The 18,172-nt window shown below is 71.8% G+C and carries 16 protein-coding genes; 8 read left to right on the top strand and 8 right to left on the bottom strand.

Annotated elements, in window-relative coordinates; all coding sequences use genetic code 11:
* The first annotated feature begins 31 nt into the window (after window positions 1-31).
* On the top strand, window positions 32-1,570 hold the full coding sequence (locus tag G569_RS58480; RefSeq protein WP_157592170.1) for a globin-coupled sensor protein: 1,539 nt from the start codon (window positions 32-34) through the stop codon (window positions 1,568-1,570).
* Here the strand turns inward: G569_RS58480 and G569_RS0120155 are convergent.
* From G569_RS0120155 to G569_RS0120170, 4 genes are read right to left on the bottom strand one after another with little or no spacing between them, the layout of a single operon-like run.
* On the bottom strand, window positions 1,567-2,109 hold the full coding sequence (locus G569_RS0120155; protein ID WP_028064761.1) for a hypothetical protein: 543 nt from the start codon (window positions 2,107-2,109) through the stop codon (window positions 1,567-1,569). The genes G569_RS58480 and G569_RS0120155 overlap by 4 nt on opposite strands.
* On the bottom strand, window positions 2,100-2,678 hold the full coding sequence (locus G569_RS0120160) for a hypothetical protein (protein WP_028064762.1): 579 nt from the start codon (window positions 2,676-2,678) through the stop codon (window positions 2,100-2,102). Before G569_RS0120160 ends, G569_RS0120155 begins: the two co-directional genes overlap by 10 nt.
* A gap of 42 nt (window positions 2,679-2,720) precedes the next feature.
* Entirely contained in the window at window positions 2,721-3,269 is a 549-nt protein-coding gene (locus tag G569_RS0120165) for an NADPH-dependent FMN reductase (protein WP_028064763.1), read from the bottom strand.
* Between the two features lie 6 nt (window positions 3,270-3,275).
* Window positions 3,276-3,827 (bottom strand): YceI family protein, encoded by a 552-nt coding sequence (locus tag G569_RS0120170; protein ID WP_028064764.1) that lies wholly within the window; start codon window positions 3,825-3,827, stop codon window positions 3,276-3,278.
* A 183-nt stretch (window positions 3,828-4,010) separates the two neighbouring features.
* Between G569_RS0120170 and G569_RS50010 the strand changes: the two genes are divergently transcribed.
* From G569_RS50010 to G569_RS0120185, 3 genes are read left to right on the top strand one after another with little or no spacing between them, the layout of a single operon-like run.
* Complete coding sequence (locus G569_RS50010; protein WP_157592171.1) at window positions 4,011-4,631, top strand: TetR/AcrR family transcriptional regulator; 621 nt, start codon at window positions 4,011-4,013, stop codon at window positions 4,629-4,631.
* Window positions 4,628-5,506 (top strand): AAA family ATPase, encoded by an 879-nt coding sequence (locus tag G569_RS0120180; protein WP_028064765.1) that lies wholly within the window; start codon window positions 4,628-4,630, stop codon window positions 5,504-5,506. The genes G569_RS50010 and G569_RS0120180 overlap by 4 nt, the downstream gene beginning before the upstream one ends.
* 54 nt (window positions 5,507-5,560) lie before the next feature.
* Entirely contained in the window at window positions 5,561-6,934 is a 1,374-nt protein-coding gene (locus tag G569_RS0120185; RefSeq protein ID WP_245602519.1) for a VWA domain-containing protein, read from the top strand.
* Window positions 6,935-7,180: 246 nt separating this feature from the next.
* Here the strand turns inward: G569_RS0120185 and G569_RS0120190 are convergent, their stop codons facing one another.
* Together G569_RS0120190 and G569_RS50015 are read right to left on the bottom strand one after the other, a co-directional pair.
* Entirely contained in the window at window positions 7,181-9,340 is a 2,160-nt protein-coding gene (locus tag G569_RS0120190; protein WP_028064767.1) for a M15 family metallopeptidase, read from the bottom strand.
* A gap of 60 nt (window positions 9,341-9,400) precedes the next feature.
* Window positions 9,401-12,109 (bottom strand): M14 family metallopeptidase, encoded by a 2,709-nt coding sequence (locus tag G569_RS50015; RefSeq protein ID WP_157592172.1) that lies wholly within the window; start codon window positions 12,107-12,109, stop codon window positions 9,401-9,403.
* Window positions 12,110-12,222: 113 nt separating this feature from the next.
* Here G569_RS50015 and G569_RS0120200 point away from each other — a divergent pair, with 113 nt between their 5' ends.
* Window positions 12,223-13,071, top strand: coding sequence for a prenyltransferase/squalene oxidase repeat-containing protein (locus G569_RS0120200; protein ID WP_169542202.1), 849 nt, complete (start codon window positions 12,223-12,225; stop codon window positions 13,069-13,071).
* Here the strand turns inward: G569_RS0120200 and G569_RS0120205 are convergent.
* The gene (locus G569_RS0120205; protein ID WP_028064769.1) at window positions 13,052-14,155 is read right to left on the bottom strand and encodes an adenylate/guanylate cyclase domain-containing protein; all 1,104 of its coding nucleotides are present in this window, start codon (window positions 14,153-14,155) and stop codon (window positions 13,052-13,054) included. The two genes, G569_RS0120200 and G569_RS0120205, sit on opposite strands and share 20 nt — an antisense overlap.
* A gap of 179 nt (window positions 14,156-14,334) precedes the next feature.
* On the opposite strand from G569_RS0120205, the gene G569_RS0120210 reads away from it, so the two are divergent.
* The 3 genes from G569_RS0120210 to G569_RS0120220 are packed head-to-tail and all read left to right on the top strand — an operon-like array spanning window position 14,335 to window position 16,924.
* Window positions 14,335-15,045 carry an ABC transporter ATP-binding protein gene (locus G569_RS0120210; protein ID WP_028064770.1) on the top strand — a complete coding sequence of 237 codons (711 nt, stop codon included), beginning with the start codon at window positions 14,335-14,337 and terminating at the stop codon, window positions 15,043-15,045.
* A complete protein-coding gene (locus G569_RS0120215; RefSeq protein ID WP_028064771.1) occupies window positions 15,042-15,899 on the top strand; it encodes an ABC transporter permease in 858 nt (285 codons plus the stop codon). Before G569_RS0120210 ends, G569_RS0120215 begins: the two co-directional genes overlap by 4 nt.
* Complete coding sequence (locus G569_RS0120220) at window positions 15,896-16,924, top strand: ABC transporter substrate-binding protein (RefSeq protein WP_028064772.1); 1,029 nt, start codon at window positions 15,896-15,898, stop codon at window positions 16,922-16,924. Before G569_RS0120215 ends, G569_RS0120220 begins: the two co-directional genes overlap by 4 nt.
* Here the strand turns inward: G569_RS0120220 and G569_RS58485 are convergent.
* Entirely contained in the window at window positions 16,842-17,960 is a 1,119-nt protein-coding gene (locus tag G569_RS58485) for a DNA-3-methyladenine glycosylase family protein (RefSeq protein WP_053226705.1), read from the bottom strand. The two genes, G569_RS0120220 and G569_RS58485, sit on opposite strands and share 83 nt — an antisense overlap.
* Between the last annotated feature and the right edge of the window lie 212 nt (window positions 17,961-18,172).

Raw genomic sequence — 18,172 nt, forward strand, 5'->3', positions numbered from 1 at the left:
GCTCATCGGCCGATCGGCCGATGAGGGGGGCGTGACCCAGTCTGCCGCTTCCATCTACCAGATCGACGAGCGCGGGCTAGAGCTGCGTCGCTCCTATATGCGTATGACCGCCGCCGAGTTCGAGCTCCTCGCCGGAATGCAGGCGTGGGCGGACCGCAACGCCGACGAGATCGGCAAGGCCCTCGCCGAGCACACGTTCACGGCCGGGCCCGCCGGCGGCTTCCTGCGCGAGTACGCGAACGGGAAGGGCATTCCGCTCGAAGGGCTCAAGAAGGGCTGGGGCTCCGCCCAGGCCGGGCACTTCAAGGACATCTTCAAGGAGGCCGCCAAGCCGGGCGGCTTCGGGGTCAAGTACTTCGAGGGCCTGCTGGGCGTCGGCGCCCTGCACTCGAAGATCAACCTGCCGCTGAAGTGGTTCCTCGGCACCTACCCCGTCTTCATCGACCTCGTCCACGACGCGATGCTCGCCGACGTGCCGGAGCCGGCGCGGGTGGTCAAGAAGGGGTTCGGCCGCAAGGGCGAGGGCATCGACTTCGCGGTGCTGGCCGCCGCCGAGCGCGCGCTGAGCCGCATCTTCAACTACGACTCGCAGGCGATCGTCGAGTCCTTCTACTACGACACGTTCGCGTCGATGGGCGTGAACCTGAAGATGATGGGCCAGGCCGGCCCGGGCCGCGACATCTCCGACCTCTTCGGCGCCGTGCGCACCACGATGCACGAGACCCTGCAGACCTTCGGCGCCTCGACCTTCGAGGTCCAGGACATGTGCTCGACCATGAACGTGCGCCTGTCCGAGACCGGCCAGGCGATCAACGAGATGGCCGAGAGCGCGTCGCGGGTCGCCGAGGCGTCCGCCCGCCAGGCCGACGTCGCCGTCCAGGGCCGCAACTTCGTCGATCAGGCCTCCAGCGCCGCCGCGACCGCGACCGAGCACAGCCGCACCGGCATCGACGCCGCGATGGGCGCCACCGCCGCCCTCAACGACGCGCGCGAGCGCATCGATGAGGCCGCCACCGCGATCACCGCGCTGGCCGGCCGCTCCCAGCAGGTCGGCGGCATCGTCGAGGCGATCCACGACATCGCCCGCCAGACCAACCTGCTCGCGCTCAACGCCGCCATCGAGGCCGCACGCGCCGGCGAGCGCGGCAAGGGCTTCGCGGTCGTCGCCGACGAGGTCCGCCAGCTGGCCGAGCGCGCCGGCAAGTCCGCCGCCGACGCCGGCGAGCTGATCGCGGGCATCCAGTCCGAGACCGACCAGGCCGTCCAGCTCGTCCGCAACGCCGCCGACCAGACCCAGGTCGGCACCGAAGGCTTCTCCCGCGCCAAGGCGACCCTCGAGGAGATCGACGGCGCCGTCGGCCTGATCACCGTCGAGCTCGACGGCATGTCCAAGCTGACCGCGGACATCGCCACCAACGCCGAGGAGACCGCCGCGTCCGCCGAGCAGATGTCGGCGACGACGCAGCAGACCAACGCCTCCACGCAGGAGATCGTCGCATCGGTCGCGCAGCTCTCGGATCACTCCGAGAAGCTCTCCCGCCTCACCGAACAGCTCGACCTGGCGCGCTAGCCGTCGCGCTCGAGGGCGGGGAAACCCGCCCTCGCCCACGCGCCCGGACCTTCCAGGATCGACGCGAGGTCCGCGCGGGCTTCGGCCAGCACCGCCGGCACCGGAACCTCGGGGGGAACGGGCTTGCCCGGACCCCAGTGGGTCCATTGCGTCTCGAACGGCGCCGCGAACCACGCGGCGGGGTCGACGTGCTCGAGCAGGACGGCGTTCTCGCCCGCCGGCCGCCCGCGCCAGCGTGGGCCGACGGGGACGCGGCCGGCGTAGCCCGGTCCGAGCAGTTGGACGCCGAACGCATCCGGCGCGAGCACCGCCTCGAACGCTTCCTTGGAGAATCCGCGGCCGCGGTGCTTTGAGCGGCGATCCGGCCAGTCGGCTCCGACCATCCCCTGTACGCGCAACGTCTCACCTGGTGAGCGTCCGCGCCACACGCGTCCGTACGCGAGCCGCCCGGCGTGGCGTTCCAGGAAGGCGGCCAACTCGCTGAGCGTCGCCTGCCACCAGTCGGGCGTCTCGTCCTCCGTCCCGACGATCAGATCCACCGCCCGGAGAACGGGATCGCCGCCATGCCCCGGAACGCCGCCCCCCGGCAGGCCATCACCTCTGGGTGCGACCCGCGATCGGCGACCTGCTCGCCGGGCTCGACGTCGAAGAGGCCCGCGTCGACCCGGAGCGAGCAGCGGTCCGCGGCGCCGTCGAACCGGGCCCACTCGACCGCGTGCGCGACCACCGCGCGGTGTGCTTCCGGGTCCGGATGCCAGCGGTACCAGCGGTTCGCCTTACTCTCCCGCTCGCCGCGGACGCACACCCGGACCGCCAGCATCGCCGCCCGCCAAGGGAGCACATAGGGATCGCGCGGCGCGAACACCGACACCGTCCCGTCGACCGTCAGCCGGTCCGCGATCGCCGGCAGCGCCAGGTCGAAGACGTCCCATTCGCCGAAGGTCTCGTCAAACGGCTTCGCGACCGCCCGAACTGCCGCCCGCATGGCCCGTTGGGCCTCGGCGAGATCGCCGTCGTCGGGTACGAAGAGGAGCAGCATGCTCCACGTTGCGCCGGCGTCGGCGACCTTCTCGCGCCAGACGGTCCAGACGTTCTCGCGGATCCGCACGCGCGAAAACCTAAAGGGGCCAGGCCCCTTTAGGTTCTGCAGTTACACCGCGACGCGGTCGCGCGTCTCGGCGCGCAGCTCTTCGAGAATGCCGGCGAGGGCCAGTGACAGGTCCTCGTCGACGAGGGCGCCGTGCGGGTGGAAGGCGTCGTCGGCCATGCCGACCGGCAGCTCGCGGTCGATGACGCGGGCGCCGATCGCGGAGAGGACCTTGCGGGCCTCGGCCTGCGCCCAGACCGCGCCGAAGAGGCCGGTGGAGGCGCCGACGACCGCGGCGGGCTTGTTGCGCAGCGGCGAGTCCGCCAGCGGGCGCGAGAGCCAGTCGAGGGCGTTCTTGAGCTGGCCCGGGATCGAGTGGTTGTACTCGGGCGTGGAGACCAGGACGGCGTCGGCTTCGGCGATGGCGTCGAAGAGCGCCTGGACCTCGTCGGGGCGGGTGTGCTCGTCGTCCTCGTCGAACGGCGGGATCAGCTTGAGCCCATCGAACTCGACGAGCTCGGCCTCCCCGGGCAGCAGGTCGCCCGCCGCCCGGAGGAGCTTGGAGTTGTGGGAGCCGGCGCGCAGGCTGCCGGAGAGACCGAGAACCTTCATCGCTCGTTAGGCCTTCGCCAGCTCGAGCTCGACGACCAGCTTGACCTCGTTGGCGAGCGCGAAGCCGCCCTTGGGGAGCGGGGCGTTCCAGTCGAGGCCGTACTCGGTGCGGTCGACGATCGCCTCGAGCTCGATGCCGACCTTCTCGACGTCGCCGAAGGTGACGGCCGGCTCGGAGATCGTGCCGCGCGCCTCGATCGGGCGGGAGTTGCCCTTGATGGTCAGCTCACCGTCGACGATCAGCGCGTTGCCCTCGGCGCGGATCAGCGTCGAGGAGAAGGTGACGTACGGGTGACGCTCGGTGTCGAAGAAGTCCGGCGCCTTCAGATGGGCGGCGAGGTTCTCGTCCTTGACCGAGATCGAGTCGGCGGACACGCGGCCCTCGAGGCGCAGGGTGCCGTCCTCGTTGGCGGTGAGGGTCGCGTCGTAGTCCTCAAAACGGCCCCGGAACGTCGAGACGACCATGTGCTTGACGGCGAAGCCCACGTTGGAGTGGACCTTGTCGACCGCCCACGTCGTGCCGGCGGGGATCGGGGTGGTGGAGGTGATGGCGCTCATGGGGTTGGGGTGTCCTTCTGGCTCGTATCCGGACCGTGGTCCGCTTGATGCAGGTACTGTAGCACCTGATCGGACTACGGTCCACTTAGCTATAGTTGTTCTCATGACAACCGCCCCCGACACCGCCCGAGCAGCCGCCGCAGCGCGGCGCGAAGACGCGCGGGCGCGCGAGCGGTGGTCGGCGTGAGCGCGCTGCCGATGGCGGGCGGGGCGTTGCCGTTGGCGGGCGGCGAGCGGCCGGAGCGGGCGGATGCGGCGGAGAACCGCCGGAAGGTCCTCGCGGCGGCGGAGCGGCTGTTCAACGGCGGCAGCCCCGACTGCGTGACGATGGACGCCGTCGCCGCGGAGGCGGGCGTGGGCAAGGGGACGCTGTTCCGGCGTTTCGGCGACCGCGCGGGCCTCGTGCGCGCGCTCGTGTCGGAGACCGAGTCGCGCCTGCAGGACGAGATGATCCGCGGGGCGGCACCGCTCGGCCCGGGCGCGCCCCCACTCGAGCGCCTGCTGGCCTTCGGCCGCGCCTACATCGAGTTCCTCAGCCGCCACGGCGAGCTGCTGCGCCTTGCCGAGAACTCGCTCGACGGCCAGCTCGAGAGCTCGCCCTACGTCTTCTACCGCACCCACGTCACGATGCTGCTGCGCGAGGCGGGCCTCGGCGATCGGTCCGAGTTCCTCGCCGACGTGATCCTCGCCCCGCTGCGGGCGACGATGTTCTCGTACCTGCGCGGCGTCCGGCGGCTCAGCTGCGCGGAGCTGGCCGACGCGCACGCGGACCTCTGCACCCGCCTCCTAGACTCAACCCGATGAGCGATCCCGTCGTCCCCGCGTCCGTCGACGAAGTCGCCGACGGCCTGCAGGGCGTCGGCTACCTCCCCGGGGAGTCGACGGCGCTCGTCTCCTATCTCGCCGCCCGCCTCGGCAAGCCGGTGCTGGTGGAAGGTCCCGCCGGCGTCGGCAAGACCGAGCTCGCCAAGGCCTTGGCGAAGTACCTCGACCGAGAGCTCGTGCGCCTGCAGTGCTACGAGGGCCTGGACGAGGCGAAGGCGCTGTACGAGTGGAACTACCGCAAGCAGCTGCTGCGCATCCAGGCCGAGGCCGAGGGCACGGGCTGGCAGGCGGTGCAGGACGACATCTTCGGCGAGGAGTTCCTGCTCACCCGCCCGCTGCTCACCGCCATCAGGAGCCCAGAGCCGGTCGTCCTGCTGATCGACGAGATCGACAAGACCGACCAGGAGTTCGAGGCGATGCTGCTCGAGCTGCTCTCCGACTTCCAGATCTCGATCCCCGAGCTCGGCCGCATCGAGGCGCGCACCCACCCGGTCGTGCTGCTCACGTCGAACAACTCGCGCGAGCTGACCGAGGCGCTCAAGCGCCGCTGCCTCTACCTGTGGCTGGACTACCCCACGCCCGAGCGTGAGCTCGAGATCGTCCACCTGCACGCGCCCGGCCTCCCGGAGACCGTCGCGCAGCGGCTCGTCGAGGTCGTGGCGATGGTGCGCGAGCTCGACCTCAAGAAGCCGCCGTCGATCGCCGAGTCGATCGACTGGGCGCGCGCGCTGCTGCTGCTCGGCGCAAACGACATCGACCAGAAGACGTTCCGCGACACGCTGTCGATCATCGTCAAGCACCGCACGGACCTCGACACCGTTGCGGAACGGGTCGGCGTCCGCCTTGCCGCTTAGGAGCCTGGCCCACGGCAGCCTAGGGATCGTGCGCAGGTTTCAGGCATCCCGGGTGTGGTTGCGGTGATATCGACCCACGTCATCGGCTTCGCCGACGCGCTCAGACGCGAGGGCGTGGCGGTCGGCACGTCAGAGCTCAACGACGCGTTCGCGGCGCTCGGAGAGGTCGAGTGGACCCGCCCGACGCCGTTCAAGGAAGCACTGGCGGCGACGCTGGCGAAGTCGCCGGACGACCGCCGCGTCTTCGACCTCGTCTTCGATCGCTACTTCTTCCGCGCCACCGAGGGCGCCGCGCTCGAGGCCGGGATCGGTGAGGCCGACGCCCAGGCGCGCGGCGCCGAGACCGGGGACCGGATCGACTTCGACGCCCTGCGCGAGCAGATCCTCGAAGCGATCCGGGCGGGCGACGAGGCCGCGCTGCGAGACCTCGCCCGCCTCGCGATCGCCGCCTTCGGCCGCCGTGGCGAGGGCTCCGGCGTCCTCGGCGTCGACGTCCAGCGGATAAGAAGGGCCCTGGGGCTGAAGTCCGAGCCATCCGGCCTGGTCAAGGGCGAGGGCGCTCCGCAGGAGCTGCCGCTGACCCGCGACCAGATCCGCAAGTTCGAGGCGCACCTGCGGCGCGAGCTCGAGCGCGCGCAGATCGAGCGCACCCAGGCGCTCCCGCCCTCCCGTCCGCTCAACGAGCTCGACCGCGCGCTCCCCTCCGGCCCCGCCCAGGACCTCGCCGCGGTGCACAAGGTCGTGATGCAGCTCAAGCGGCGCCTGGCGAGCCAGGGCCACCAGGCCCGCGGCCACACCCGCCACGCCCACGTCGACGTACGCAAGACGATGCGCGCCAGCCTCGAGACGGGCGGCGTCCCCGTCGTCCTGAAGTACAAGCCCAAGCGGCCAAGACGCCCGGAGCTCTACGTCCTCTGCGACGTGTCCACGAGCGTGACGAGCGCGAGCGTCTTCTTCCTCTCAGTGCTCCACGCCCTTCACGACAGCTTCCGCAAGATGCGCAGCTTCGTCTTCGTTGAGCGCATCTCCGAGGTCACCGACGTCTTCGAGCGCGAGCGCTCCTTCAAGGCCGTCAACGACGCGATCTCCAAGGACGCCGGCGTCGCCGACGTCTCGGGCTACACGGACTACGGCCGCGTCTGGCGCGAGTTCCTGCAATCGGTCGAGGACGACCTGCACCCGCGCGCGACCGTGATCGTCCTCGGCGACGCCCGCACCAACGGCCGCGACCCGCGCGCGGACATCTTCGCCACGATCGCCGAGAAGGCCGGCCGCACGTTCTGGCTGAACCCGGAGCCGAAGCTCTACTGGAACTACGGCGACAGCGTGATCAGCGCCTACACGCCGTTCTGCGAGGCCTACGAGTGCTGGACGACCCGCCAGCTCGAGGACTTCGTGAAGGCGCTCACCCGCCCGACCACCGCCTAATCGAAGATCTGCGCGTTGGTCGGCAAGCTCGGCCTCTTCAGCGACGCTGCCAGATGGTGCAGAAGCTCGGCGCGGAGACCGGGACGCGCTTGAGCCGCAGGTCATGGATGGTGCCGCGGCGCGCGCAGCGTCTCGCCGTCGCTCGACGACGGGCGAAACCGCGACAAGGAGGCTGGCGAGCGCAAGGGCGCGGCGTCCGGTGCTGAGCATGTCGCGGACAACAGGCGCGACGAGTGCGCCAGGGGGTCACTTGGCGGGCTCCGGGTGGTCCTTGGCGTACTGCGCCTCGCCTTCGCCTTCCTTCTTGGACTTGTACCGCTCGAGCGCGGCGTGGATCTTCGCGCCGTTGCCCTTGTTGCGCATGTCGAAGTGCATGACGTCGCCGTACGATGCGCCCCAGTCGAGGCCGATCTCCTCGACCAGGCGCTTGTCGAGGTCCAGCAGCCCGCCCGCCTCGATCGCCGCCTTCTGCGCCGGCTGCTTGCGCTCCCATTTCGTCGTCACGAAATCGAGGTCGGCCTGGATCTTCTTCTTGACGTCCGCGGCGGTCGACTCGTCCTTGAGCAGCGCGAAGTAGTCCTCGAGCAGCTTGTCGAGCTCGGCCAGGTCGTCGTAGCTCATGCCGTTGCGGAAGCCCTTGACCGAGCGGCCGAGCTGCTTGTTGGCGCGGGCGAACACGTCGTTGGCCGACGCCGAGATGAACGGGTTGGTCGTGTAGTTGATGTCCAGCGCGAGCCCGAACAGGTGCATCGAGAGCGCCGCGCTGGTGGGCGCGTGGCGCGAGCCGATGATGCTCTCCTTCAGCCCGAGCGCCTTGCCCGCCTCCTCCGGCTTGCCGCCGCCGTACTTGGTCGCGAACGACGCCTCGACGGTCTTCAGGTGCGCGACGAGATCGGCGTGGATCGGCTCGGCGACGGTCTTGCCGAGGAACGTCGTCGACTGGAAGTTCGACAGCCAGTCGGCGGGCACGCCCGCGTCGGCGATGATCGCGGGGACGAAGTCCGACGGCGCGGCGCTGACCGCCGAGCGCTTCTTCTTCTCGTCGGCCTTGACCACGACGACCGGGTCTTGCGAGAGGTCCCACGGCGCGCGGGCGAGCTTGGGCGAGACGGTCGCACCGGCCGCCGGGGCGAGCGCGCCCGCCTTCTCCAGCGACGCGAGCGCGCGGCCCAGGTTGTTGGCGGAGGTGGCGAGCGCGTTCTCGTGCGTCGAGCCCGGGAAGAACTGCGCCTGGTAGTGCGCCCACAACGTGTCCAGCAGCGCGGAGTGGCCGTTCGCCGCCGCGGTCAGCCGCTTCGCGTTGCGCTGCCACCACTCGAGGATCTTGGTCCGCACCGACAGCGTGCGGTCCTTGTAGCCGCCGAACCCGCCGAACGCGACGACGTGCAGGGCGCCCTGGAGGTACGCGGCCTGGGCCTTGAAGGTGTCGGCGTCGCTCGCGCCCTTGCCGCGCTCAGCCTCAAGCGCCTTCAGGTCGGCCTCCAGACGGCCGGTGACGAAGGTCGCGTAGTTGTCGACGTCGCCGTGCAGCGCCTCGAACAGGAAGACGCCCTTCAGCCGCGCCGGCAGGCCCTTGCCGCTCGACAGCATCCCGCCGAGCGGGAGCCCGCCGCCCGAGTGCGCGCTCATGATCACGTCGCCGGGCGTCGACCCCGACGGCAGCTCGCCCGCCAGCCCGGCGAACGCCGCCTTGACGAACGCGTCGGTGTCGAAGTTGCCGAAGCTGACGCCGTAGACGGTCTTGTCGTCCTTGGTCTTGCCCTCGGTCTGGATGCCGATCGGCAACAGCGCGACGATCTTCGCCCCAGGGCGCGCGGTGACGAACGCGTCGAGCTGCTGCTCGATCTCGTAGTGCTGGACGTCGCGCGGGTTGTCGTTGCGCTCGCGCAGCGCCTTGCCGATGCCGTGCAGGTGCACGACGACCGTGACCTCCCCACCGGGCGCCGCCTTCATCGCCCGCGGGACGATCGCGATCGCGCGGCCCTTCAGCCCCGCGCCGGTCCCGGCCGTGTCCGACACGTCGCCGCCATGCGTCGGCGCGCCCGAGGAGTTGGGCTGCTGGCTCTGGTTGCCGGGCATGCCCTCGAGCAGGATCCGGTCGACGCCGCCGACCGTTCCCGACGACTGCGCGCCGCTCTTGTCGCTCCACCCGCCCGGGAGCGAGGCGTCGGGCGCGACCCGCGACTTGTCCGGGTCGGTGACGTTCGCCCCCGCGGGCAGCGGATCGGCGGGCAGCGTGACCCCCGCGGGCGGGTCGGGCGCGGAGCGCTGCAGCAGCGCGCGCGTGACCGCCTGGTTGCCCGCCGAGCGCTGGAGCGCGAGCACCGGGGGCACACGCGCCGCCTGCGGCGCGACCGGCTGCTTGGTCTCGTCCGGTTCCCGCTCGCGCTCGAACGTCCGAGTCACCGCCCAACCGTACAGACGAGCGGTGGGGCGGCGGGGAAAATCCCCGACGCCCTCGCGCGCTCAGGGCGTCGTGGTGCTCAAGGTGAACGTCAGCGTCTTCGAGTACGTGCCCGTCCGCAGCGCGTCGTTCGCGTTGACCCGCTGCTTGAACGTGATCGTCACCGGGTCGTTGGACACCGGCGCCGTCCAGCTCGCCTTCGAGAGCTCCACCACCAGCGGTTGCGGCAGGGTGAACGGGCCGTTCGCCAGGCGGCCGGGATCGGACACCGTCAGCGCCGCGTCGCCCGCGGTCGAGATGACGTTCGCGGATGTCGTGGCCGTGTAGTCCTTCCCCACGCCGGGCGTGAACGCGCCGAAGTTCGCCGGCGCGCCGAGCGTCAGCGCCAGCGTCGCCGGGACCGTGCCGCTCGGCGTGCTGGTCTCACCGATCGCGACGTCCTGCGTGCGCACCGGCTCGAGGTTGCCCGCCGCGTCGACCGAGAACCACTTGAACGTGGTCGTCTGCTCGACCCACAGGGTCTCCCCCGGCTCGCGGAACTCGGTCTCCTTGTACCGCGGCGAGTTCAGCGTCGGCGTGGTCCCGTCGGTCGTGTAGTAGATCGTCGCGGGCTCCGAGGTGTCGAAGCGCACGCCCTTCGGCGAGTCCGACTGACCCGCGTTCAGGAGCGAGGTCGTCGCCGGCGTCTTGTCCGCGCCCCAGTCGGAGGCGATCCGGAACATCTCGATCACGCCGTTGGCGTACTCCATCGTCTCGTCGTGGCCGGAGACGAGCCCGCCAGCGACCCACGGCGGCTGGAACGAGCCGTCCTGGAAGTTGCCGGTCGCCGGGTTGTAGACCGAGCCGCCGACCTCCCAGCCGAACGCGTAGACGCCGTAGTTGAAGTACAGCTCCTCGCGCACGTTGCCGGCGCTCGAATAGAGCACGTCGGACGAGCCGCCGACGTTCTCGGGCGTGACCACGGTCTGCCGCGACGCGCGCACCTGCGAGAGGATGCGGTTGGCGGACTGCCAGTAGAACGCCTCGTGGCCGAGCGGCGGCCGCGGCGTGGTGATGCGGCCGTTGGCGATGTACGCGCCCGGCTGCCAGAACAGCTGCCCGCCGTTGGAGTGCACGGACATCATGAACTTGATGTTCCGGTTGCGCTGGACGAGGTCGATGATGTTCTGCGACTCGGGCTCGGAGAGCTCGGCCGGGCCCTGGAACGTGTCGCTGATGCAGCTCGTCGAGGCGCCGTCGTAGCCGTCGAAGCCGGACGCCACGCTGTAGTTGCGGTTCAGATCGACGCCCCACGCGTTGCGCCGCGCCGGATCGGCGTTGTCGTCCGGGCAGTGGTTGGTCATGTTCCGCCGCTGCGAGGCGAAGTTGTAGAAGGAGTAGTTCGCGCCGTCCGGGTTGTTGGACGGGATCAGGAAGAGGTCGGTGGTGTCGACGATCTTCTTGGTCTCGGGATCGGTGGCGTAGTTGCGCACGAGCCGCTCGGCGGTCTCGAGCGTGATCGTGATCGGCACCCACTCGCGCGCGTGATCGTTGGCCTGGATCAGCACGCCGGGCTTGGAGCCGTCGCGGAACTTGCCGATCCGCAGCGCGCGGACGGAGTACGGGCCCCGCGGCGGGTCACCCGCGGGCGCGCCGGTGCGCTTCTGATCGAGGAAGTCCGTCAGCGCGGTCGGCGCCGCCGCCTGCACGACGCCCGTGCCCGCGTTGGTCCGGTACGGGTGTGCGCGATCGATGAGGCCCTGTGACTGGGTCTCCAGGGCGGCCGCGACCTGCGCCGCGGTCGAGGCGAGCGCGCCCGCCGCGTTCTTGGCCAGCAGCACGCGGATCGCCTTGCCGTTGATCTCGACGCTCAGCGGCAGGTCGGCGCCGGGCCGGTTGACGAACTCGACCGTGATGTCGTTGCCGCCCTCATGGCCCCACGCGGCGGAGCTCATGACCACCGCGGCCTGGCCGGTCCCGCCGATCGTCGCCTGCGCCTTGCGCTGGTAGCCGTTGGTCTTGTTCTTGAGCGGGACGATCTCGGCGATGTCCGGGTACTGCTGCGCGATCTGCTCGAAGCGCGCGTAGACCTGCTGCGGCGTCTTGTAGTCGTCGACGAAGTCGGACTGGTAGCCGGGCGTCGCCGTCAGCGGCGTCACGTCCTGCAGCCAGTTGGAGACCTTGCCCGTGGCCACCCCGCCGGTGCTCGAGCTGACGCGGATCATGTCCGGCCGCGTCGCGAGCTTGAAGAGGTTGCGGTGGAACATGTAGACGCCGGAGTCGACGAAGCGGCTCATCGCGCGCGCCGAGATGAACTCGGTGCCCGGGCCCTGGTCGTTCTCGAGCGTCATGCCGACGATCGGCGTGGTCTGCGACCCCTGTGTCGTGCGGGCCTCGACGTAGAGGAAGCCCTGGCCCTTCGTGGTGAACCAGTCGGCGCGGACGATCCGCACCGTCGGGTCCGCCGGCCGCGGCAACGTCAGCGTCTTGGCCTTGACGGTCCGCCACGTGAATTCCTGTCCTTGCTCGACGATCCGCGCCCCGCGCGCGATCAGGTCGAGCTCCTGCTGATCGGTGACGATCGCGTCGACCTCGATCCCCGTCGGCACCCGCACGAGCCCGCCGGAGAAGTCGAAGCCTTCGCTCTCGAGCTTCGAGAGCGCCACCGCACCGTCCACGTGCACACGTACCTGCTGGACCGCGTCCGGCGTCTCCAACGGAGAACGCTGTTGAGCCGCGGCCGGGCTGACCACCGTCGCGGCTAACGCGAGCACCAGCAAACGAATGCGCATGCGCATCGTTCCCACCCCCCAGTTTCGCCCTCCAAATGCCACTGCCGGCGGGCCCCGCCGCGCCGGATGTTTTCACTGGATGTTCATATCCGCAACCAACTACCCTCGATTCCTTGCTTCGTCTGACATTCCTGACCCTTGTGGTCGGCCTCGCGCTCGCCGCTCCTGCCAGCGCCGCCTCGACCGCCGACTATGTCCGCGGCGCCCAGAACTCCGACGGCGGCTTCGGCATGACCCAGTCCGGCGGCTCCTCGCAACTGGCGACGGGCTGGGCGCTGCTCGGGCTCGCCGCGACCGGCACCAAGCCCGGACCCGCGGCGCTCGGCTACATCAAGCGCGGGCTCGGCTCGCTGACCGCGATCGGCGACGTCGAGCGCACCGTGCTCGTGGTCCGCGCCGCCGGGCAGGACCCGCGCAAGTTCGGCGGGCGAAACCTGCTCAAGGACATCCTCCGCCACCGCCGCTCCGACGGGTCCTTCGACGGCTACGTGAGCTACACGTCGTTCGCGATCTTCGCGCTGCGGCGCTCAGGCGCGAGCCCGAAGACCGTGGCGAGCGCCGCGCGCTGGATCGAACGCCACCAGAACTCCGACGGCGGCTTCAACGTCGGCGGGCGCGGGGCGAGCGGCATCGACGACACCGCGACCGCCGTGCAGGCGCTCAAGCTCGCCGGGCGGACGGCCGCGGCCCGCCGCGGCGCGACGTTCCTCGCCCGCCAGCAGCAGGCCAACGGCGGCTTCCCGCTCTCGCGCGGCGGCGCCGCGAACTCGCAGTCGACGGCGTACGCCGTGCAGGGGCTCGTCGCGGTCGGCGGCCATGCGGGCGCGGTCAAGAAGGGGCAGTCGTACATCCGCTCGCTGACCGAGGCGAACGGGCTCGTGCGCTACTCGCGCACCGGGCGCCAGACGCCGGTGTGGGTGTCGGCGCAGGCGCTGCTGGCGCTCAACCGTCGAACCTTCTAGCCCGGTACGCGCGCACGGGCGCCGAGAAGCCCTTGAGCTTCTTGCGCCCGGCGTCGGAGAACTCGAACCGGCCGTCCACGGCGGCTTTGACCTCCTCGGCGACGAGGACCGTCGACGGACGGGCGCGGGTCGTCAGGCGGCTCGCGAGGTTGACCGGCGTGCCGAACCAGTCGCCCCAGCGGTGGACCGCCTGGCCGCTGGCGATCCCGGCCCGCAGCGGCGGGTAGGCCTCGTCCTCGGCGGCGGCCTCGACGAGCCGCAGCACGACGTCGAGCATCGGCTCCGGCTCGGGCGAGACGAGCATCACCGCGTCGCCGATCAGCTTGACGATCTTGACCGGCGGCTCGAGCGCGTCGACCGCGAGCGTGTTCAGGCGCCCGGCGACGCTGCCGAGCTCCTCCACCGGCACGCTCTCGCCCAGCGCGGTGAAGCCGACGAGGTCGGCGAAGGCGATCACGGCCTCCTGCGTGTCGTCGAGCTTGCCGGCGCGGCGCTGCTCGTGGGTGAGTGCGTCCGAGCGCAGGACCTGCTGGAGGTGCAGCGCGAACACGTGCTCGAGCCACGGGCCGGCGAGCGGCATCAGCTGCTCGGCGACGACGCGGTAGCGGTGGGCGAGCTCGTGCTCGTCCAGGCCCGGCTCGATGAAGGTGCGGCCGACCAGCGCACGGGTGGCCTCGGCGTAGCGCGCCATCCCCTGGCCGAGCACGCGCGCGACCTCGAGCGCGTCCTCGTCGTCGAACCCCGTCTGGCGGTGGAACGAGCCGAGCTCGGCGGCCTCGAGGTCGGTGTCGCCGTAGACGCGCTCGTCCGGGTCGGCGACCGGCAGGCCCAGCGCGCGGCGGCTGGCGGTGAGGAACTCGAGGCCGATGCCGGTCCGCTCGGCGATCTCACGCGCCGTGTAGCGGGCCTCGGAACTGAGCGCGCGGGCGACCGGCGCGAGCACGAGCTTGTCCTCGGCGACGGTGCGCCGCAGCTCCTCGAGGTCCATCCCGCTCTTATGCAGCTCGTCGAGCAGGCGCATGCGCGCCTCGCGTGCGGCGTCGTCCTCGAGGCCCTCCAGGAGCCCTTCCGCGTCCCAGTCCATGCGTGGCGCTCAAGGTACCGGGTACTCTTTGGGACGAACTTCAAACAGGGGGGCTGGGAGGAACGCCCGGCTGAGATAGCGCCACGTACCGGCGCTGACCCTTCGAACCTGTGGGGTAATGCCCGCGGAGGGAGCGGATGGTGACCGAGGTCGAGGCTCCTGTGAAGGAGCCTCCTTACGTGAGCGGAGTGACGCTCTCCGGCGTGCGCAAGGCGTTCGGGGACGTCGTGGCGCTGGACGGGGTCGACCTGCGGATCGGCGCGGGCGAGCTCGTCGCGGTCGTCGGGCCGAGCGGGTGCGGGAAGTCGACACTCCTCGAGATCGTGTGCGGGCTGGCGGCGCCGGACGCGGGGACGGTGTCTGCGCCGCCGGCGGCGCTGATGCCGCAGCGCGACGGGCTGCTGCCGTGGCTGTCGGCGTTGGACAACGCGGCGTTGGCGTTGCGGGTGGGGGGCGCGTCGCGGGCTTCTGCTCGCGCAGCCGCGCACGGGCTGTTCGCGACGTTCGGGCTCGAAGGGTTCGAGCGGTCGCGGCCCTCGGCGCTGAGCGGCGGGATGCGCCAGCGGGTCGCGTTCATCCGCACGCTGCTCGCGGGACGGCCGCTGCTCTGCCTCGACGAGCCGTTCGCGGCGCTGGACGCCTTGACCCGCGCGCAGGCGCAGACGTGGCTCGGCTCGGCGCTGGAGCGTGAGCCGCGCACCGTGCTGCTGGTCACGCACGACGTCGAGGAGGCGGTGCTGCTCGCCGACCGCGTCGTCTGCCTGTCGCCGCGCCCGGGGCGCGTGGTCCTCGAGTTGGACGTCGCGCTGCCGCGCCCCCGGGTACGGACGGATGCCGCGGTCGTCGAGCTGCGCGAGCGCGCGCTCGCCGCGTTGGGGGTGGACTCGTGAGCGCGCCGCGCCCGCCCGCCGGCGGCTCCGCCCCACGCTCCCCGGCCTCGCCGGGCCCCGCCGCGCCGGCCACGCCCGCGCCGCGCCGCTCCACGCCCGTGGGCCGCGGGGCCGCGCGCTTCGTCGCGCCCGGCCTCGTCCTGCTCGCCCTCTTCGCGGTCTGGGAGCTCATCGTCCGGGTCGGGTGGGTCGACGAGCTGCTCCTTCCCGCGCCGACGCAGATCGCGCAGGCGCTGTGGGAGGACCGGTCGCTGCTCGCGCCCGACCTGTGGACGACGACGTTCGAGGTCGTGCTCGGCCTCTTGGCGTCGGTGGTGCTCGGTGTCGGGCTGGCGGTCGCCATGCACATGGTGCCCGCGGTCGACCGTGCGCTGCGGCCGCTCGCGATCGGCTCGCAGGCGGTGCCGATCCCGGTGGTCGCGCCGCTGTTCGTGCTCGTGCTCGGGTTCGGGCTGGCGCCGAAGATCCTGATCATCGCGCTGATCTGCTTCTTCCCGATCGTCGTCAACGTGTCCGACGGGCTGCGCAAGTCCGACGCCGACGCGCGCAAGCTGCTGCGCTCGCTGGACGCGTCGCCGTGGCAGCGGCTGCGGTTCCTCGACGGGCCGTCGGCGCTGCCGGCCGGCTTCACCGGGCTCAAGATCGCGGCCGCGGTGGCCGTGATCGGCGCCGTGCTGGCCGAGTGGGCGGGCTCGGACGCCGGCCTCGGGCACATCCTCGTCACCGCCAACGGGCAGCTGGAGACCGCGCGCGCCTTCGCCGCGACCACGCTGCTGATCGCTGAGGCGATCGCCCTCTACGCGCTGTTCGCGTGGCTCGAGCGGCGGGTCGTCACGTGGGAGCCAAAGACATGAAGAAGACGTTGCTCGTTGCGCTGCTCGCGGCCTTGCTGGCCGGGTGCGGCGAGAAGGCCGAGCCGAGCGGGAACGAACCCGCGAAGCTCGAGCCGTTCACCGTGATGCTCGACTACATCCCGAACGTCGACCACGCCGGCATGTACGCCGCGCTCGAGACCGGCCTGTACCGCAAGGCCGGGCTGGACGTGAAGCTGCAGCCGCCGCCGGACCCGTCCTCGGTGCTCAAGCTGCTGCAGGCCGGGCGCGCCGACCTGGCGATCTCCTACGAGCCCGACCTGCTGATCGCGCGCGACCAGGGGGCGGACACGCTCGTCGCCGTCGGCGCGCTCGTGCAGACGCCGCTGACGTCGCTGATGTCCTTGCCGAAGGCGGGCGTGAAGTCGCCCGCCGACCTGAAGGGCAAGCGCGTCGCCACCGCCGGCATCCCCTACCAGAGCGCCTACCTCAAGACGATCTTGGAGAAGGCGGGCGTCGATCCCTCCACCGTCAAGGAGACCAACGTCGGCTTCAATCTCGTGCCCGCGATGGTCTCCGGCAAGGCCGACGCGACCCTCGGCGCCTTCTGGAACGTCGAGGGCGTGCAGCTGCAGCAGCAGAAGCGCGACCCGGTGATCCTGAAGATGCCCGACCTCGGCGTCCCGACCTACAACGAGCTGATCTTCGTCGCCCGCCGGCAGTCGCTGGACGCCGCCGGCTCCTCGCGGCTGCGGCGCTTCATCACCGCCACCGCGGCGGGCGCGCGGCTCGTGCGCGAGGACCCGACGGTCGGCGCCCAGTCGCTCACCGCGGTCGAGAAGGACCTCGACCCGAAGGACCTCGCACCCCAGCTCGAGGCCACGATCCCGACGTTCTTCCCGACCGACTCCGAGCAGCCCTGGGGCTGGATGGAGCCCGTCGACTGGGCCAACTACGAGCGCTGGATGCGCGCGGAGAAGCTGCTCAAGCAGCCGCCGTCCGAGGCGCCCCCGCTGACCAACGAGTTCCTGCCCGGAGAGGGCCTGGGATCGTCCTCGCGCGGATGAGATAGCTCGCGGCGAGGCCGGCATACGGCGCGTAGGGCGCGAAGAACCCACGCACCTCGGCCTCGTCCGCGATCGCCTTCGGCCGCCCGGTGGTGAGCCGCCCGACGAGCTTCAGGTACCCGAGGTCCCCCGCGGGCACGACGTCGAGCCGCCCGAGCCCGTGCAAGGCGAGCATCTCGACGGTCCACGGCCCGATCTCCGGGACGGCCAGGAGGCGCGCGAAGTCCGCGTGCTCGCGCAGCGACGCGACGACGGCATCGCGCTCCGTCGCGGGCGGCGAGAGGTCGCGCGGGGCGGCGCCGCCCGGCGCGGCGGCGCGCGGCGCGGCGGCGCGCGGCGCGGCGGCGCGCGGCGCGGCGGCGCTCGTCGCGGCGGGGCCGCCCGTCGCGGCGGCGCTCGTCGCCGCGGGGCCGCCCGGCGCGGCGGCGCGCGGCCCCGCGGTGCCGCCCGGCGCCGCGGCGCGGCTCTCGCCGCGCGCGAGCGCGACGCGGCCGGCGGCGACCTCGCGGGCGCAGCGGATCATCGCCAGCGCGCGCTTGGCGTGCAGGCCGCAGGCCTCGAGCTCGGCGGGTGCGCGGGCCGCGATCGTCTCCGCGGACGGCGAGTCGCGCAGCCCGTCGAAGCGGCCGCCGTACGCCGCGGTCATGCGGCGCTGGATCGCGACCGCGCGGGTCAGCTCGATCAGCTGCTCCGTGATCGAGAACATCAGCGTCTCCCACGGGTCCGGATTGCGGCGGACCCGTACGGCGGGGTCCGCGCGAACCGCACGGCCGATCACCGGGTCGTCGCGAAAGCGCGCGTGGAAGTCGGCGAGGTCGTCGTCGATGCCCGTCGCGAAGCGCATCCGCGCGATCCCCTCCCGCGCGGCCCCCTCAGTTCGCGCCCGCGCCGCGAAGACCGTCCCGGCCACGGCCACCACGACCGGCGCCCCGTCCACGTGCAGGAGCCGGACGAACCCGTTCCCGCGACGTCGCGCCAGCCCACCGGCGACACCGGGCCGGAACGGCGCCCAGCGAGGCTCCACGACCTCGCGCACGAGCACGAACCCTCCAGCGGTGCCGGCCGCGGAAGGGGGTGCGTAACGAGAAGGTCCTGAGCGGACGCCCGCGTTACGCACCCCTCCCGGACCAGGCGCGGAGAGACGCGCGCGGGGGGCGGCGTCGCCGTCGGCCGCGGGGTGGCGCCGCGCGGAGGGATGCGCGCGGGGCGCGGCGTCGCCCCGCGGCGACGCGAGCGTGCTTGCCGCGG

The sequence above is a fragment of the Solirubrobacter soli DSM 22325 genome, from assembly GCF_000423665.1.
In the GTDB taxonomy this organism is placed as follows: Bacteria; Actinomycetota; Thermoleophilia; order Solirubrobacterales; family Solirubrobacteraceae; genus Solirubrobacter; species Solirubrobacter soli.

Excerpts from the sequence above, each read along its gene's own strand:
- G569_RS0120165 (WP_028064763.1), bottom strand. The coding sequence starts at position 3,269 with ATGAAGGTTCTCGGTCTCTCCGGCAGCCTGCGCGCCGGCTCCCACAAC.
- G569_RS0120170 (WP_028064764.1), bottom strand. The coding sequence starts at position 3,827 with ATGAGCGCCATCACCTCCACCACCCCGATCCCCGCCGGCACGACGTGG.
- G569_RS0120180 (WP_028064765.1), top strand. The coding sequence starts at position 4,628 with ATGAGCGATCCCGTCGTCCCCGCGTCCGTCGACGAAGTCGCCGACGGC.
- G569_RS50015 (WP_157592172.1), bottom strand. The coding sequence starts at position 12,109 with ATGCGCATTCGTTTGCTGGTGCTCGCGTTAGCCGCGACGGTGGTCAGC.
- G569_RS0120205 (WP_028064769.1), bottom strand. The coding sequence starts at position 14,155 with ATGGACTGGGACGCGGAAGGGCTCCTGGAGGGCCTCGAGGACGACGCC.
- G569_RS0120220 (WP_028064772.1), top strand. The coding sequence starts at position 15,896 with ATGAAGAAGACGTTGCTCGTTGCGCTGCTCGCGGCCTTGCTGGCCGGG.